The organism is Phenylobacterium hankyongense, assembly GCF_003254505.1.
Taxonomy (GTDB): Bacteria; Pseudomonadota; Alphaproteobacteria; order Caulobacterales; family Caulobacteraceae; genus Phenylobacterium; species Phenylobacterium hankyongense.
The window spans coordinates 1,345,652-1,361,694 of the sequence record NZ_QFYP01000001.1; the positions used below are offsets into that span (position 1 = coordinate 1,345,652).

General features: G+C 72.8%; 16 protein-coding genes. 4 read left to right on the plus strand and 12 right to left on the minus strand.

The annotated features are described in order from the left end of the window. Nucleotides 1-10 precede the first annotated feature (10 nt). Nucleotides 11-841, plus strand: coding sequence for a S1 family peptidase (locus DJ021_RS06495; protein ID WP_111456769.1), 831 nt, complete (start codon nt 11-13; stop codon nt 839-841). Here DJ021_RS06495 and DJ021_RS06500 read toward each other — a convergent pair. Genes DJ021_RS06500 through DJ021_RS06510 form a run of 3 tightly spaced genes read right to left on the minus strand, consistent with a single transcriptional unit; the run spans nt 838 to nt 4,224 of the window. Then, a complete protein-coding gene (locus tag DJ021_RS06500) occupies nt 838-2,211 on the minus strand; it encodes an AmpG family muropeptide MFS transporter (RefSeq protein ID WP_111456770.1) in 1,374 nt (457 codons plus the stop codon). The genes DJ021_RS06495 and DJ021_RS06500 overlap by 4 nt on opposite strands. A 38-nt stretch (nt 2,212-2,249) precedes the next feature. Continuing rightward, nucleotides 2,250-3,788 (minus strand): response regulator, encoded by a 1,539-nt coding sequence (locus DJ021_RS06505; RefSeq protein ID WP_111456771.1) that lies wholly within the window; start codon nt 3,786-3,788, stop codon nt 2,250-2,252. Between the two features lie 49 nt (nt 3,789-3,837). Continuing rightward, on the minus strand, nt 3,838-4,224 hold the full coding sequence (locus DJ021_RS06510; protein WP_111456772.1) for a helix-turn-helix domain-containing protein: 387 nt from the start codon (nt 4,222-4,224) through the stop codon (nt 3,838-3,840). Here DJ021_RS06510 and DJ021_RS18830 point away from each other — a divergent pair. From DJ021_RS18830 to DJ021_RS06530, 3 genes are all read left to right on the plus strand, one after another. Then, entirely contained in the window at nt 4,223-5,098 is an 876-nt protein-coding gene (locus DJ021_RS18830; RefSeq protein ID WP_207801784.1) for a helix-turn-helix domain-containing protein, read from the plus strand. The genes DJ021_RS06510 and DJ021_RS18830 overlap by 2 nt on opposite strands. 71 nt (nt 5,099-5,169) lie before the next feature. Further along, nucleotides 5,170-5,529: a hypothetical protein gene (locus DJ021_RS06525; protein ID WP_111456774.1), complete on the plus strand. Its 360-nt coding sequence runs from the start codon at nt 5,170-5,172 to the stop codon at nt 5,527-5,529. Between the two features lie 102 nt (nt 5,530-5,631). Beyond that, nucleotides 5,632-6,033, plus strand: coding sequence for a hypothetical protein (locus tag DJ021_RS06530; RefSeq protein ID WP_111456775.1), 402 nt, complete (start codon nt 5,632-5,634; stop codon nt 6,031-6,033). Here the strand turns inward: DJ021_RS06530 and DJ021_RS06535 are convergent. The 9 genes from DJ021_RS06535 to rdgB all read right to left on the minus strand — a co-directional run bounded on the left by DJ021_RS06535 (nt 5,976) and on the right by rdgB (nt 15,730). Beyond that, nucleotides 5,976-7,523, minus strand: a complete 1,548-nt coding sequence (locus DJ021_RS06535; protein ID WP_111456776.1) for a YifB family Mg chelatase-like AAA ATPase — start codon at nt 7,521-7,523, stop codon at nt 5,976-5,978. The two genes, DJ021_RS06530 and DJ021_RS06535, sit on opposite strands and share 58 nt — an antisense overlap. A gap of 137 nt (nt 7,524-7,660) precedes the next feature. After that, nucleotides 7,661-8,608 (minus strand): glutathione synthase, encoded by a 948-nt coding sequence (gshB, locus tag DJ021_RS06540; protein ID WP_111456777.1) that lies wholly within the window; start codon nt 8,606-8,608, stop codon nt 7,661-7,663. A 72-nt stretch (nt 8,609-8,680) separates the two neighbouring features. Next, nucleotides 8,681-10,321, minus strand: coding sequence for an alginate O-acetyltransferase AlgX-related protein (locus tag DJ021_RS19185; RefSeq protein ID WP_243625916.1), 1,641 nt, complete (start codon nt 10,319-10,321; stop codon nt 8,681-8,683). After that, entirely contained in the window at nt 10,321-11,760 is a 1,440-nt protein-coding gene (locus DJ021_RS06550; RefSeq protein ID WP_111456778.1) for an MBOAT family O-acyltransferase, read from the minus strand. The genes DJ021_RS19185 and DJ021_RS06550 overlap by 1 nt, the downstream gene beginning before the upstream one ends. Nucleotides 11,761-11,847: 87 nt before the next feature. Continuing rightward, nucleotides 11,848-12,663, minus strand: coding sequence for a transglutaminase family protein (locus DJ021_RS06555; RefSeq protein ID WP_111456779.1), 816 nt, complete (start codon nt 12,661-12,663; stop codon nt 11,848-11,850). A gap of 34 nt (nt 12,664-12,697) precedes the next feature. After that, entirely contained in the window at nt 12,698-13,084 is a 387-nt protein-coding gene (locus DJ021_RS06560; RefSeq protein ID WP_111456780.1) for a YraN family protein, read from the minus strand. Next, nucleotides 13,081-13,950: a 16S rRNA (cytidine(1402)-2'-O)-methyltransferase gene (rsmI, locus tag DJ021_RS06565; RefSeq protein WP_111456781.1), complete on the minus strand. Its 870-nt coding sequence runs from the start codon at nt 13,948-13,950 to the stop codon at nt 13,081-13,083. The genes DJ021_RS06560 and rsmI overlap by 4 nt, the downstream gene beginning before the upstream one ends. A gap of 17 nt (nt 13,951-13,967) precedes the next feature. Next, nucleotides 13,968-15,134 carry a radical SAM family heme chaperone HemW gene (hemW, locus tag DJ021_RS06570; protein ID WP_111456782.1) on the minus strand — a complete coding sequence of 389 codons (1,167 nt, stop codon included), beginning with the start codon at nt 15,132-15,134 and terminating at the stop codon, nt 13,968-13,970. Further along, a complete protein-coding gene (gene rdgB / locus DJ021_RS19190) occupies nt 15,131-15,730 on the minus strand; it encodes an RdgB/HAM1 family non-canonical purine NTP pyrophosphatase (protein WP_111456783.1) in 600 nt (199 codons plus the stop codon). The genes hemW and rdgB overlap by 4 nt, the downstream gene beginning before the upstream one ends. Nucleotides 15,731-16,043 lie beyond the last annotated feature (313 nt).

The following is a 16,043-nucleotide window of genomic DNA, read 5'->3' on the forward strand; positions in this document are numbered from 1 at the left end:
CGCCGGGCGCATGCACTTTCCGCGACTGCCTGACTGGCTGATCTACGCCGCCGTGGTCGTGGCGCTGCTGATCGTCGCCATAGGTCGGCGCGAACGCTCCGACGCGCCGCCGGCGCCGCCGCCCGCCACCGAGGCCGAGGGCGCGGCGCTGGGGCCGGCCTCGCCGTTCGATCCGGCGGTGGTGGTCGACGTGCCCGACAAGACCGGACCGGCCGAGGGCACCGCCTTCTCCGTCGCCTCCTCCGGGGTGTGGGTCACCGCGCGGCACGTGGTCGACGGCTGCAAGCAGGCGGCCATCGTGGTCGGCGACGGCCGTGGCGTCGAGGCCCGGGTGCAGATCGACCCGCGCGGCGAGGCGGCGATCCTGACCACCGAGGGCGGCGGCCCGGCCCTCCCGCTCGACCTCGCCACCGGCCTGCGGCGCGGCCAGCGGGCCTTCCATCCGGGCTTCCCGCAAGGCAAGCCGGGCGAGGCCACCTCGCGGCTGATCGGACGGGAGAACCTGGTGGTGCGCGGCCGCGGCGCGCGCACCGAGCCGGTGCTGGTCTGGGCGGAGACCGGCCGCACCGACGGGCTGAAGGGCACGCTCGGCGGACTGTCCGGCGCGCCGGCGCTGGACGCGCGCGGCCGGGTGGTCGGCGTCACCATCGCCGAGGCCCCGCGGCGCGGGCGGATCTACACCACCGTGCCCGACACCCTGAGCGGACTGCTGGCGGTCGGCGGGCGGCGGCTGCCGGCGGCGGCGCCGGGCGGGGCGATCACCCCCGACAACTACGGCCGGGTGGCCGACGGCCTGCGCCGCGACCTGCGCGTCGCCCAGGTGGTCTGCCTGAAGACCTAGGCGGTGGCCGCGGCCGCCGCCGCTGTACGCGCATCGAGCCGGCCCTGCAGGCGGGCGAGGACGACGAACAGCACCAGCGCCGGGACGGCGATCAGCCCGGCCCCGACGAAGGCGGTCTCGTAGGCGCGCATCAGGCCGCCGTGGGCGGCGAGGGCTTCCACCACCACGCCGGAGAAGCCCTTCAGGAACTTGCCGAGAATGGCGTAGGCCGACGACAGCAGCGCATATTGCGTGGCCGTGTAGCCGAGGCTGGTCAGGCTGGACATGTAGGCGATCAGGGCGACGCCGGCGTAGCCCTGCACGAAGTTGTCGCCGGCCATCACCGCGCCGAACACCTCCACATTGCCGGGGACGAGGCCGAGGAGGGCGAAGGAGGCGGTCCCCAGCCCCTGCAGCACCGCGCCGACGATCAGGGTCGGGAAGAGCCCGAGGCGCACCGCGCTCAGGCCGCCGACCGCCACGCCGACCAGGGCGCCCGCCAGACCCACCGAGCCGCGGACGGCGGCCACCGTGTCCTTGGTCAGCCCGAGGTCGTGGTAATAGGGGTTGTACATCGGCCCCATGACGAAGTCGGGCAGCCGGTAGATGGCGATGGCCGCCAGCATCAGGAGGCCGAGCGTCTTGTGCTGGGCGAAGAAGTCGATGAACGGCCCGACCACCGCGTCGAAGAAGCCGCGCGGCGTCCACAGCGGCGCCTTGGAATGCATCACCGCGTCGGCCCGCGCCGGCTCCAGCGCGAACCAGGTGGCGACCAGGCCGATGCCCATGGCGAGCGCGAAGACCACGTAGGAGCCGGCCCAGCCGATGCGCGCGGCGACCGCCAGGATCAGGGCGTCGGTGGCGATCAGGGCGGCGCGGTAGCCGAGGGCGGCGGCGGAGGACAGCAGGCCCTGCTCGTCGCTGTCGGCGGCCGCCTCGATGCGCCAGGCGTCGATGACGATGTCCTGGGTGGCGGACGCGAAGGCGGCCACCAGGGCGAAGGCGCCGATGACGGTCAGGCCTCCGGGTCCGGCGGGGCCGACGATGGCCATCGCCAGGAGGCCGGCGGCCACCAGGATCTGGGCCAGCGCCATCCAGCCGCGTCGCCGCCCGAGCCGGCCCAGCAGCGGCACGTCCACCCGGTCCACTACCGGCGCCCAGAACACCTTGAGGGAATAGGCGAGGCCGACCCAGGAGATGAAGCCGATCGCCTTCAGGCTCGTGCCTTCGTCGCGGAGCCAGTAGGCCAGCGTGTTGCCGGTCAGGAGGAACGGCAGGCCGGAGGAGAACCCCAGCGCCAGCATCACCGCCACCTTGGGCTGGCGGATGGAGGCCAGGACTTCCATAGCCGTGCGCTTGCGGCGCGGCGGAGCGCTCGAGGTTGCGGTCATGCGGCGCCTTCGCTTGGGGAGCGCCCCCAGCGCTCCGCTCAGCCGACCTTGGCGCGCGCCGTGGTTTCCGTCCAGACGCGGCCGGTCCACCGGGTCAATGCGGCGCGGAGCACGTCCGGCGACAGCGGCTTGACCATGTAATCGTCCATGCCGGCGGCCAGGCAGGCCTGGCGGTCGTCGTCGAAGGCGTTGGCGGTCAGCGCCACGATCGGGGTGACGACGCCGTCGGCCCGCAGCCGCCGCGCGGTCTCCTCGCCGGAGAGGCCGGGCATGCGCATGTCCATCAGGATGACGTCGTAGACGCCGACCTTGACCGCGGCGATCGCCTCCTCGCCGCCCAGGGCGTGGTCGACGTCGCAGCCTTCGCGGGTGAGCAGGGCGCGGGCCAGGAGGGCGTTGATCGGATTGTCTTCCACCAGCAGCACGCGCACGCCGGGCGCGACCGCGGCGGCCATCCGCTCGTCCTGCGGCGCGGCCTCGGCTTCCGACGCGGCGCCGGCGGCGATCAGCACCCGCTCGGCCAGCGAGGCGCGGCGCAGCGGCTTGATCAGGTAGCCGGCGAAGCCCGCGCGCTTGTAGCGCGCCATGCGGTCGCGGTCCTCGGGGGCCAGCAGGACGATGCTGCGGCGGTCGGCCGGCGCGCGCAGGGTCGAGGCTGCGGTCGCCAGGCCGTGGTCGATCAGCAGGACGTCCTTGGGACCGGTGCGCGCCACCAGGGCGTCGACGCCGGCGGTGGTGACGGCGCGGCCGCCGCAGGCCTGGATCTGGCGCCGCGCGGCCTCGCGGACGATGGCGCTGGGCGAGGCGACGCCCACCGTGCGGCCGGCCAGCAGCGCCGGCGCCTGGGCGCCCGGCAGGCGCCGGAAGCCGGCCTCGAACCAGAACACCGCGCCGCCGCCGCGCGCCGCGGCGAACCCGACCTCGCCGCCCATGCCCCGGGCGAGGCGGCGCGCGATGGCCAGGCCCAGCCCCGCGCCGCCCAGCTGGGCGTCGGCGGCCCGCGCCTGGGCGAAGGCGTCGAAGATGTGTTCGCGTTGGGCCGGCGCGACGCCCGGGCCGGTGTCCTCGACCGTGAAGCGCAGCGCGCCGTCGGCGGTTTCGGCGACGCCCAGCAGGACGCCGCCTTCGAGCGTGAACTTCACGGCGTTGCCGGCGAAGTTCAGCAGGATCTGCTTCAGCCGGCCCTCGTCGGCCTGGATCCGGGGCAGGCCGCGCGGCGCCGACCAGCCGATCTCCAGGCGCTTTTCTCGCGCCCGCGGCGACAACAGCTCGCAGACGCCGCGCAACAGCGCCTCGACGTCGACCGGGGCCGCATGCAGGTCCACGGCGCCGGCGCCCAGCTTGGCGAAGTCGAGCACGTCGTTGACCAGGGTGAGCAGGTGCTGGCCGCTTTCCCGCAGGGCGGTGGCGTAGGCGCGCTGCTCGGCGGTGAGGGTGGTGCCCTCCAAAAGGCGGGCCATGCCCAGCACCCCGTTGAGCGGGGTGCGGAACTCGTGGCTGAGCGAAGCCAGCTGCTCGGCGCTGATGTGGGTCCGTTCGGGACGCCGCGCGGCGAGAGGGCGGGGAGGTCTGCGCATGGCCGAGCCTTACGCGCGACGGCCTTAACGTCCGGTCAAATCGCCGGGGTCAGGACGGCTTGACGGCCATTTCCTGCGCCAGCGCCAACAGCGCGGCGCGCCCGCGGGGGTCGGGGATCGCGGAGAAGGCCTGCAGGATCTCCAGAGCGCCCGGCCGGGCCAGGGCGCGGAAGACGTCCTGATCGTCCTCCAGCGGGGCGGAATCCTCCCCCACCAGCCAGGAGACGGTGACGTCGAGCGCCGCGGCGGCGGCTACCAGCGTGGAGGCCGCGACGCGGTTGGAGCCGCGCTCGTACTTCTGCACCTGCTGGAAGGACACGCCCAGCCGCACGGCCAGGTCGCTCTGGCTCAGGCCGAGCTGCCGGCGGCGGGCGCGCAGCCGGGCGCCGATGGCCAGCTCCACCCCGGCGGAGCGTCCAACCTCTCTGACCTGCATGGCGAGCCTCCTGATCGGGCGGCAGTTTAGCCCAGCGACGGCGGGCTTTCGCGTGAAAGTAGACGCGCGCGCGCAGCCGTCGTTTACTGTGCGCACGATGCGCACCCGAGCGGACATCACCGAAGATCCCGTCGGGCTGCTCACGCCTCGCGAGCGCGAATGCCTGCGCCTGGTCGACCAGCACCTCAGTTCCAAACAGATCGCCCGGCAACTGGGCATGTCGAAGACCTCGGTCGACACCTACTGCGACCGCGCGCGGCGCAAGCTGGGCGTCGGCGACCGCTACGAGGCCGCCCGACGGGCCCGCACCGCCGACGTTAACCTTGTCCCGATTGAATCAGGACAGGACGCGATCAGGACAGACAACCCTTCAGACCCCTGGCTGGATGATCCGGCATTCAGGGAGGCCGCCGATGGGCGACTGGCAGAACTTCGACAACCGGGCGGTGATCGGAAAGGCCTTGCGGCTCCGCCGGGAGATCGACGACTTCGAGACCCGCTGGCCGACCTCGGCCGACCGGGAAGAGATGATCCCAATGTTCAGTTGGGAGCAGCTAGAGCGGCAGCTCGTGGATTTGGCGGCTACGCCAATCCAGGCTTCGATGGCCCGGCACCTGGTTTCCGCGACCCGGAAGCTGGCGCCTTTCAAGCCTTCGGAAATGGTGCTGAGGGAAATCCTCTGCATGACGTGGGTTCTCTTGGACGAGAACTTCAAGCCCGAGCCCGATACGGGATCGGCCGAAATGATCTGAGCCCCGCCGCCCGATTGGGCGCGATCGTGGGGGTCGCGATCATCACCGCCCTGGCGTTCGGGGCGATGCTGGCCGGTCTGCACGCGCTCCAGGATCTGGCGACGAATCTTATCCGGGCCTGAACGGGCCCGAAACCCTAACCCTCTAAACATCAGAGCGCGCGTCCTCAGAAGGCGCGTGCAGGAGAGAACTCATGCTCAAGCAACGTCGTATGGTGGCGGAACAGATCGCCGGCGCCCTGTTCGAGGCCGAGGCGGCGATCGACGCCGCGCTGGCCAAGACCGCGGCCCTCACCGGGGTGATGCCGCAGCTCCGGCGCGAAGCCGGCGCCTCGGCCCTGATCGGCCAGGACGCGGTCGAACGCGCCAGCCAGGCCATCATGGCGCTCGCCGAAGCCCGCCGGGCCATCGTCGAGACCCACAAGGAACTGAGCGTCGCCCAACACCAGATCGGCCTCGGCGCGGTGATGGTCGGCGAGCCGGGCGACAAGCCGCCGGTGAGCGCCGAGCTGCCGGCCGGCCGCCGTCTGCGCGCCGTCCGCACCGCCGCCTGATAGCGCTTACAGCCGCGGTTTGGCATTGTGGGCCCTCGACCCAGGTCGGGGGCCCTTTGCTTGTCCGCACAACTACCGCCATTTGTCTGGCCAGCGACGGTCATGGTCGTCTGCATGGTCGCCGCCTGGCGAGGCGGCAACCATGAGCGGCTGGCCGCCGGCGGGCTGCTGGCCGGCTGGGCGTTGTCGATGGTGGCCTACCGCCATGGCCAGGGCACCGAGTGGGGCATCCTGGTCATCGACGTGGCGCTGTTGGGCCTGCTGATCTGGATCACGCTGCGCAGCGACCGCTACTGGCCGATCTTCGCGGCCGGTTTTCATCTGCTGGCGGTGCTCACCCACTTGGCGCGGATCGTCGACGCGAAGGTGAGCGGCTGGGCCTATATCACCGCCGAGATCATCTGGGGCTACCTGCTGGCCGCAGCCATCGGTTACGGCGCCTGGACCTATCGGGCCGCCAGCAGAGAGCCGGAAAGCGACGCCGCCGGCGCAACCCGCCGGTAGATCAGCGCCTCGGCGACGTGCACGCGGCGCACGCTGTCGGAGCCTTCCAGGTCGGCGATGGTGCGCGCCAGCCGCAGCGTCCGCGTCCAGCCGCGGGCGGTGAGGCCGCCGGTCTCCGCGGCGCGGGCGAGCAGGGCCCGGGCCGGCGCATCGAGGTCGGCGATCTTGTCCAGGAAATCGCCATCCGCCTGGGCGTTCAGCGCCGCCGCGCCGCTGGCGTCCGAGGCGGCGCGGGCCACCTGCAGCGCCCGGGCCCGACCGACGCGGGCGGCGGCCTCCGCGGTGCCCTCCGGCGGGGCGGGCAGGGCGAGGTCGGCGGGGGTCACCGGCGGCACCTCCACCTGCAGGTCGATGCGGTCCATCAGCGGGCCGGAGATGCGGCCCTGGTAGTCCATCTGGCAGCGCGGCGCGCGTCCGCAGGCCCCGCGGCCGGCGCCGCCGTGGCCGCACCGGCAGGGGTTCATCGCCGCCACCAGCTGCACGCGGGCCGGATAGCGGACGTGGGCGTTGGCGCGGGCGACCACCACCTCGCCGGTCTCCAGCGGCTGGCGCAGGGAATCCAGCGCCTGGGTGCCGAACTCCGGCAGCTCGTCCAGGAACAGCACCCCGTTGTGCGCCAGGCTGACCTCGCCGGGCTTGGCCTTCAGCCCGCCGCCGGTGAGCGCGGCCATGCTGGCGGAGTGGTGGGGGCTGCGGAACGGCCGGGCGCGGGTCAGCTGGCCCCTGGCGATCAGCCCGGCCACCGAGTGGATCATCGAGGTCTCCAGCAGCTCCTCGGCGGTGAGCGGCGGCAAGAGGCCGGGCAGGCGGGCGGCCATCATCGACTTGCCGGAGCCGGGCGGACCCACGAACAGCAGGTTGTGGCCGCCGGCGGCGGCGATCTCCAGGGCGCGCTTGGCGTTCTCCTGGCCCTTGACCTCGCGCAGATCCGGGACCCGCTCGCCCTCCAGCATCGGACCGGGCGTCGGCGGCGACAAAAGCTGGGTCCCGCGGAAGTGGTTGACCAGGGCGATCAGCGACGGGGCGGCGAGGATGCGGGTGTCGCCGGCCCAGGCCGCCTCGGCGCCCGAGGCTTCGGGGCAGATCAGGCCCAGGCCCAAGGCGCCGGCCGCCACGGCGGCGGGCAGGGCGCCGGCCACCTGGACGATGCGGCCGTCCAGCGACAGCTCGCCCATCGCCGCCCAGTCCGCGAGCGCGTCGGGCGGGATCACCCCCATGCCGGCCATCACCGCCAGCGCGATCGGCAGGTCGTAGTGGCTGCCTTCCTTCGGCAGGTCGGCGGGGGCGAGGTTGGCGATGATCCGGCGGGACGGCAGCGCCAGGCCCAGGCCCGCGAAGGCCGCCCGCACCCGCTCGCGGCTTTCAGTGACCGCCTTGTCGCCCAGGCCCACCAGGATGAACTTCGGCTCGCCGCTGGTGAACTGGACTTCGACCTCCACCCGGCGCGCTTCGACGCCCTGGAACGCCACCGTCACCACCCGCGCGGCCATCGTCTATCCCTTGTGTGCAGACCCGAGTTATCCACAAGATGCGAGCACAAGGCGAAGCTCGGATCAAGAACAAAAATAGAACTAATCAGGAAAGTGAGACGATTCCGTCACTTGCCGTAACTTGTTCGTCGAACAAGCTAAGCCATGGCGCGAAGCGCTTCAATCCGCTCCCACAGCACCTCGGCGGCGTCGACGCCGGTGAACCGCTTCAGCGCCACGGCGCCGGTGGGCGAGGTGACGTTGATCTCGGTCAGGTAGTCGCCGATCACGTCGATGCCGACGAACAGCAGGCCGCGGCCCTTCAGCTCCGGGCCGATGGCGGCGCAGATCTCGCGGTCGCGGGCGGTGAGCTCGATCGGCTCGGCCTTGCCGCCCACCGCCAGGTTGGAGCGGATCTGGCCCTTCTCCGGCACGCGGTTGATGGCGCCGACCACCTCGCCGTCCACCAGCAGGATGCGCTTGTCGCCCTTGGTCACGCTGGGCAGGAACTTCTGCAGGATCACCGGCTCGCGGGTGATCTGCTCGTGCAGCTCCAGCAGGGCGTCGAGGTTGGGGTCGTCGCTCAGGTGGCGGGTGACGCCGGAGCCGCCGCGGCCGTTCAGCGGCTTCAGCACCACGTCGCCGTGGCGGGCGCGGAAGTCGGCGATCGCCGCCCGGTCGGAGGTGATCAGGGTCGGCGGCTGCAGGCCCGGGAACTTGGTGACGAACAGCTTCTCCGGGGCGTTGCGGACCTCGACCGGATTGTTCACCACCAGGGTCTTCGGATGCACGGCCTCCAGGAAGAAGGTGGAGTCGATGTAGTTCATGTCGAACGGCGGGTCCTGGCGCAGCAGGACCACGTCGAACCCGGCCAGGGGGACGCGGCGCCAGGCGCCCAGCGCCGCGTGCTCGCCGACCACCCGCTGCACGGTCACGTCCCGGCCGCGGACGAAGACCTCGCCGTCCTCCATGGCCAGGGTGTCGGTGGTGTAGACGAACAGGCCGTGGCCGCGCGCCTGCGCCTGCTCCATCATCAGGAAGGTCGTATCGCCCTCGATGTTGATCCCCTCGATGGGGTCCATCTGCACGGCGACCTTCAGAGACATGCGCTTTCCTTCCCGACAGCTCAGGTGTGAGGGAGATAGGCTGCGATGGCACGGAGCGCCAGCGCCGGGCGTCTATTGGCCGGCGGAGATCCAGCCGGGCGGCAGGGTGGCGGCGACGACGCCCACCAGGACGAGGCGGGCCTGGGTCATCTCGACCACCGTGTCGGCCCCCTCCTGCCGCACCGTGTAGGCGGTCCCGGGATCGAGCTGCACGCGGTCGCCCTCGGCGGCGTTGAAATCGGTCACCCGGTCGAGGCCGGCGCCGGCGAAGCTGTGGAAGGTGTCCGCCCCCGGGCCGCCGCTCAAGGTGTCGTCGCCGCGGTCGCCGGAGATCCAGTCGTCGCCGGGGCCGCCGGCGATCAGGTCATTGCCCTGGCCGCCGCGCAGGTGGTCGTTCCCGGGGCCGCCGTTGATGGTGTCGTTTCCGGGCCGCCCGAAGATCAGGTCGTCTCCGTCCGTGCCGTCCAGCCGGTCGTCGCCGGCGCCGCCCTCGATCCGCCGGAGCTTTCGGGGGCCTGGGAGGACGCCGGAGAGGCGGTGCGGCTGGGCCAGCGCCAGGTCGATGCGCCGGCGGGCGGCGTCGGAGGCGGCCGGTGCGGGCGACATGACCGACGGCAGGCCGTTCTCGACCACCTCCAGCAGCACTACGTCCGGCTTGAAGCGGTCGATCAGGTCCTCGCGCCAGCGCCCATCCTGGTTGTGGGCGATGACGATGCGGCTGAAGTCGCCATAGAGGAACGGCAGCAGGGCGTTGGAGAAGGAGTCCATGGTCATCAGCAGCACCGGCTTGCCGACCTGGCCGGTGTCGACGACGCGGGGGCTGGTCCAGTCGAGGCCGGCGCTCAGATAGGTGGTGGCGAGCCGCCCCTCGACGGCGGGGTCGCGGAACTCCGGGTAATCGACGTCCACGAAGCTGGCGACGCCCAGCATCAGCGCCAGGTTGCGCGGCTTGCCGAAGTCCGGCGCGGACACCTCGGCGAAGGCGTCGAGCGGCCGGGGGCCTTCGGTCAGGCCCAGCGCGTGCAGCCGCTGGAGGATGGCGGCGTAGGCGACGTAGGCGCCGAGGCCGGTCCAGTGGGTGTCGTTGCGGCTGTAGGTCTTCAGGCCCCAGCGCGCCTGCCGGGTCATCGCCTCGTGCAGGTCCAGCAGTTCGCCGGCCTGGGCCTGGGCGTTCAGCCGCGCCAGCAGCGGGGCGGCGCCATTGCGGTCGGGACCGGCGTACCAGGCGGGGCCGTACTGCGGGTAGATGGTCTCCTTGTCCGGCGCGGCGACCACCAGGTAGCGGACGCCCCGGCGCTGCAGGGCCTCGGTGCGGCCGGCCAGCGCCAACAGCCAGTCGCGGGCCTGGGCGTCGGTGAAGGGCGGGTCGGCGCGCGCGGCGCCGAGGTGGCTGCCGTTGTCGGAGAACAGCCAGCCGTCGCGTCCGACGATCACCCGCGGCGAGCCGCTGACCCCGGCCTTCAGGCGCAGGTAGTTGAGGGCGCCGATCAGGTGCGGGCGGGCGGGGAAGTGGTCGGCCACCCAGGCGTCGGCGGCCTTCGGGAACGCCCGCAGCGCCTTGAGCGTGTGGGGCGCCGCGGGGCGGTCGGCCAGCGGGCGGTTCTCGTCGAGATCGGGCGGCCTCACCCAGTGCGGCGCCAGGAAGGCGGCGGCCAGGACCGCGAGGCTCGCCCCGATCAGCCGACGCCAGTGCGGGCGGGGATCGAAGGACATCAGAAGCGGAAATACAGGAAGGGGTTGAGGCTGGAGCCCGCCAGCCGCGCCACGCTCAGCACCAGCCCGCCGATCATCAGGGCGGTGGAGAGCACGTGCACCCCGTGGGTGTCCAGCCGCGCCGGCAGGTGGGCGGAGGGCTGCAGCCGCACCACCCGCAGCCGCTCGCAGAGCCACGGGAACAGCGGAAAGGCGAACAGGGCGCCCAGCACCAGGGCCGCCGCCGCCTCGTTGTCCAGCAGGCGGGCGAGGGCCACGTCGGGCAGATGCCGGCCGCCGAAGTCGGCCATCGCCTGCCAGTAGGCGACGGCGTGGGTCAGGTCGCTGGCCCGGAACAGCACCCAGCCCAGCAGGACGGCGAGCAGGGCGTAGGCGTGGCCGACGGGTCTGGGCGCGCGGTCCAGGGCCTTGCCGAGGCCGAACCGCTCCGCGAGCAGGAAGGCGCCGTGATAGAGGCCCCAGACGATGAAGTTCCACGCCGCGCCGTGCCAGAAGCCGGTGAGCAGGAAGACGATGAGCAGGTTGCGGACGGTCTTCAGGTTGCCGCCGCGGTTGCCGCCCAAGGGGATGTAGACGTAGTCGCGGAACCAGGACGACAGCGAGATGTGCCAGCGCCGCCAGAACTCGGTGAGCGAGCGCGACGCATAGGGGTAGTCGAAGTTCTTCGGGTAGGTGAAGCCCAGCATGAAGGCCAGGCCGATGGCCATGTTGGAGTAGCCGCAGAAGTCGAAATAGATCTGCAGCATGTAGGCGAAGGCGCCCAGCCAGGCGGTGGGGGCGCCGAGCGCCCCGGACGCGAGGCCGAAGGCGTGGTCGGCCAGCGGCGCGACGGTGTTGGCGATCAGCACCTTCTGGGCCAGGCCGACGATGAAATACTGGATCCCCAGCCCTGTCTGGCCCGAGCGGCGGCGGTCGGCGTGCAACTCGTCGCGGATCGCGGCGTAGCGGACGATGGGGCCGGCGATCAGGTGCGGGAACATCAGGATGTAGGCGGCGAAGCGGGTGAGGCCGCGCTCGGCCCGCACCGCGCCGGTGTGGACGTCGGCCACGTAGCTGATCAGCTGGAAGGTGAAGAAGGAGATGCCCAGCGGCAGTGCCAGGCGGACCTCCGGGAGCGGCGCGCCCGGCAGGACCGCGTTGAGGTTATGGGCCAGGAAGCCGGCGTATTTGAAGAAGCCCAGCACCGACAGGTCGAGGACGACCAGGGCGATCAGCCCCGCGCGGCGTCGGTCGGCTGCGGTCTGGCGGTCGATCCAGCGGGCGCCGGTGTAGTTGGCGACGATCAGCGCCCCCAGCAGCAGGACGTAGGCGCCCTCGCCCCAGACGTAGAAGGCGGCGCTGCCGGCCAGCAGCGCGCCGGTCCGCCAGCCGCTCAGGTAGTAGCCGAGCAGGAAGACGGGCAGGAAATAGAAGATGAAGATGATGGAGCTGAACAGCATCGCCCGGCACGGTCGCTCCGCGCCCCCCCGCGGCGCGATTGAGAGGCGGCACCATGGAAGGCTTCGGGGCGCCGGGACAAGTCGCCTTTAGTTCAGCCGAAGCCTGACCCGCTCGCGCGTCGCGCGGGCGGCGAGCGCCGCGCCGCCGTCCAGGGTGGTGGCGCGCGCCAGGGCCTCCAGCGCGCCGGCCAGGGCGCCCTGACCCTCGCGGGCGGCGGCGACGTCCAGCCACGGGCGGTGGTCGTTGGGGTCGAGCAGGGCGCGGCGCAGGGCGGCGCGCTCGGCGCGGGCGTAGTCGCGCACGGCGCTGGCGCGGGCGAAGATGGTGTTCTGCAGGCGCACCAGCACCGCGCGGTCGCTGACCGGGGCCATCAGCCGGTCGAGCCGGTCGGCGACGTTGGGCGTCAGGCCGGCGTGCAGCGCCCGGCGGGTGAGCTCCGATGGCAGCACGACGCGGCCCTCGCTGAACGGATCGAGCGCCAGCGGGCCTTCCTCGGTCTCGATGCGCAGCAGGAAGTGACCAGGAAAGTCGACGCCCTGCAGGGTCAGGCCGCATTTGCGCGCCGCGTGCAGGTAGAAGACCCCCAGCGCCACCGCCAGGCCCTTGCGCCGCTCGGTCACGGAGATGATGTCGGCGTTCTCCGGCGACTCGTAGGTGAACAGGTCCCCGCCCAGCCCGAGGTCGCCGGCCATCACCTCGGCCAGCGCCTCCTCGGCGCTCTCGCGCTTCAGGCGCTGCGACAGGTGCTGGACGCCGGACGCGCCCAGGTCGCGGGCGGCCTGCGGGTCCCGGCTGGGGTCCTCGTGGATGGCGCAGGCGATGGCGGCCTCCAGCAGCGGGAAATCCCCGTCGGTGGCGGCCCCGGCGTCCAGCAGCAGTTCCTCGGCGTCCTCGCGATTCATTCCCGATCCATCGTGGATGAGCCCATGGGCGCGCTCAGCCGCCCTTCCACGCGTCGGGAATATGCCTAGGAAGCCGGCCGGGCGCGAGAGCCATCAGGTCGAGGCGAACCGCCGCACCCACCAGCCGCGGGCGCCGCGACGCCAGCATGGCGCCGGCGCGCCGCAGGCGATCGCGCTGGTCGAAGGTCACCGCCTCCAGCGCCGAGGCGAGGTTGGCCCGGCGCTTGACCTCGACCACCGCCAGCACCTGCCCGCGCAGGGCCAACAGGTCGATCTCCGCCTGCGGGGTCTTCAGGCGGAAGCCGAGGATCCGGTAGCCCTTGGCCATCAGCCAGACCGCCGCCACCACCTCGCTGCGCCGCCCGGCCAGGCGCGCCGCTGCGCCGCGGGCCGCACGGGCGGCTGCCTTCGCCCCGCTCACCCCGGGCTCTTCAGGCTCATGGCGCGCCGATAGAGGTCGCGGCGCGGCAGGCCCAGCGCCTTGGCGACCTCGGCGGCGGCCTCGGCGGGGCGCAGGCGGGTCAGCGCGTCGGCGAGCGCGGTGTCGACGTCGGCGGCGGTGGCCTCGGTCTCGCGGCCGGGGGCGACCAGGATGACGATCTCGCCCTTCGGGGCGTCGAGCTTCGGGTCGGCCGCCAGCGTCGCCAGCGGGCCGCGGTAGATGGTCTCGTAGAGCTTGGTGAGCTCGCGGCAGACCACCGCCTCGCGGTCGCCGAGCACCGCGGCCATGTCGGCCAGGCTGGCGGCCAGCCGCGAGCCGCCCTCGAAGAACACCAGGGTGGCGCGCAGGCCGGCGAGCTCCTCCAGGAAGGTCCGCCGCGCGGCGCTCTTCGGCGGCGGGAAGCCGGCGAACAGGAAGCGGTCGGTGGGCAGGCCCGCCGCGGAAAGCCCGGCCAGCAGGGCCGAGGCGCCCGGGATCGGGAACACGGGGAAGCCCTCCGCGGCCGCCTCGCGGACCAGCCGGTAGCCGGGATCGGAGACCAGCGGCGTGCCGGCGTCGGAGACCAGCGCCACGCGCTTGCCCTCGGCAAGCGCGGCCATGGCGCGCGGCCGGGTCTGTTCGGCCCCATGCTCGTCGTAGCGGGCGAGCTTGGCCGAGAGGCCGTAGGCGGCCAGCAGCTTGCCGGTCACCCGGGTGTCCTCGGCCAGCACCAGGTCGGCGGCGGCCAACACGTCGAGGGCCCGCAGGGTGATGTCGCGCAGGTTGCCGATCGGCGTGGCGACCACATAGAGGCCGGGCGCCAGCGGGGCGTCGTCGAGGGCGGGAGTCGGGAGGGCGCGGGCCATGGCGGAGGGTTCGCCGGTCAGGCGTCCAAAGGCAAGGCCTGGAGGATCAGCTCCGCCGTGAGCCGGTCCAGCACCAGCCGGCCGGCCGCGGTGGCGCGCAGGCGCTCCGGGTCGTCGGCGAGCAGGCCGAGCGCGGTCAGGTCGGCGACCTGGGCGGCGGGGATGCCCAGCGCCGCCAGCTCGGCGCGCGGCACGCCCTCGGCGATCCGCAGGCCGCTCAGCAGCCGCTCCTCCGCGGCCTCGTGCGGGGTCAGGCGCTCGCGGTTCTCGAAGCCGAAGCCGGTCGCCGCCACCCGGGCGATGTAGTCCGCAGGCCGGTCCGCGGCCTGGGTGGCGTGCCGCGCGCCGTCGAGGGTGATCCGGCCGTGCGCGCCGGGGCCGGCGCCGACGTAGTCGTGGCCGCGCCAGTAGACGAGGTTGTGCCGCGAGCGGGCCGCCTCGCCGCGGGCGTGGTTGGAGACCTCGTAGGCGGCGAAGCCGGCGGCGCCGAGCACCGCCTGCGTCACCTCGAACAGCTCCGCGCCCAGGTCCGGGGCCGGCGGGGCGATGCGGCCGCGGCGCACGGCGCGGTCGAAGGCGGTGCCGGCCTCGATGGTCAGCTGGTAGGGCGAGACGTGCTCGGCGCCGAGGTCGATGGCGTGGGCCAGCTCCTCGGCCCAGGCGGCGGGCGTCTGGTCCGGGCGGGCGTAGATCAGGTCGACGGACAGGCGCGGGAAGGTCCGCGCGGCCGTGCGGGCGGCGCGCACCGCGCTCGCGGCGTCATGATTGCGGCCGAGGAAGGCCAGGGCCTCGTCATGCAGCGACTGCAGGCCGAGCGACAGGCGGTTCACGCCGGCCGCGGCGAAGGCGGCGAAGCGGTCGGCCTCGGCGTCGGTGGGATTGGCCTCCAGGGTGACCTCGAGGTCGTGCGCAGGCGTCCACAGCCGCCGGGTGGTGGCGACGATCTCCGCCGCCCAGGCCGGGTCCATCAGCGAGGGCGTGCCGCCGCCCAGGAAGATCGAGGTCAGGGCGCGCGGCCCGGTCAGCGCCGCCTGCGCCTCCAGGTCGGCGACGATGGCGCGCGCCAGCGCGGCCTGTTCCTCGGTCCGGCCGCGGTCCTTGAAGACGTTGAAATCGCAGTAGGGGCAGATGCGCGCGCAGTAGGGCCAGTGGACATAGACCCCCAGCGGCGGGGGCGTGGTCACAGAAGCGCGGCCTTCAGCTTGGCGAAGGCCCGGGCGCGGTGGCTCATGGCGTCCTTCGCCTGCGGGTCCATCTCGCCGAAGGTCTCCGTGCGGCCGTCGGGCACGAAGATCGGGTCGTAGCCGAAGCCGCGGTCGCCGCGCGGTGGGAAGGCGAGGGCGCCGTCGACGCGGCCTTCCACCACCACGGCCGGGCCGTCCGGCCAGGCGACGGCGAGGGCGCAGGTGAACCAGGCGGCGAGGTCTTCGGTCTCCGCCTCCTCCAGCCGCTGCTCGACCTTCTTCATGGCGTCGGCGAAGTCGCGGCCCGGCCCCGCCCAGCGGGCGGAGTAGATCCCCGGCGCGCCGTCGAGGGCGGCCACCGACAGGCCGGAGTCGTCGGCCAGCGCCACCAGGCCGCTGGCGTCGGCGGCGGCGCGGGCCTTGAGCAGGGCGTTGCCGACGAAGGTCATCTCGGTTTCGTCGGGCTCGGGCAGGGCGAGGTCGCCGGCGGTGACCAGCTGGAAACGGTTCTCGAGGATCTCCGCCAGCTCGCGGGCCTTGCCCGGATTGTGGGTGGCGACGACCAGCTTGGCGCCGGGCTCGAGCTTGAGGGCCATGCCTATCACTCCGACTGGGGCGGGTGACCATAACGCCCGCGCGCCCTGTTGCATTGCAAAAGTTTAATATCGTTACTCGATATTAATTTGATCGAGAAACGATGTGGCCATATTGATCATCGGCATCGGGACGCCACGTCGTTCCACCCACATGCCGCAGCGCAACATAGCGCTGCCGGACAGGAGACCAAAGATGTTCGCTTCGATGATGACCGCTTTCGACCGCCTGGCCCTGACCTTCTTCCTGGTCCTGGCCGCCACCCCGATCCTGGCAGTCGCCGCCGCCGGCACGATCCACTAGGCTGCGGCCCGT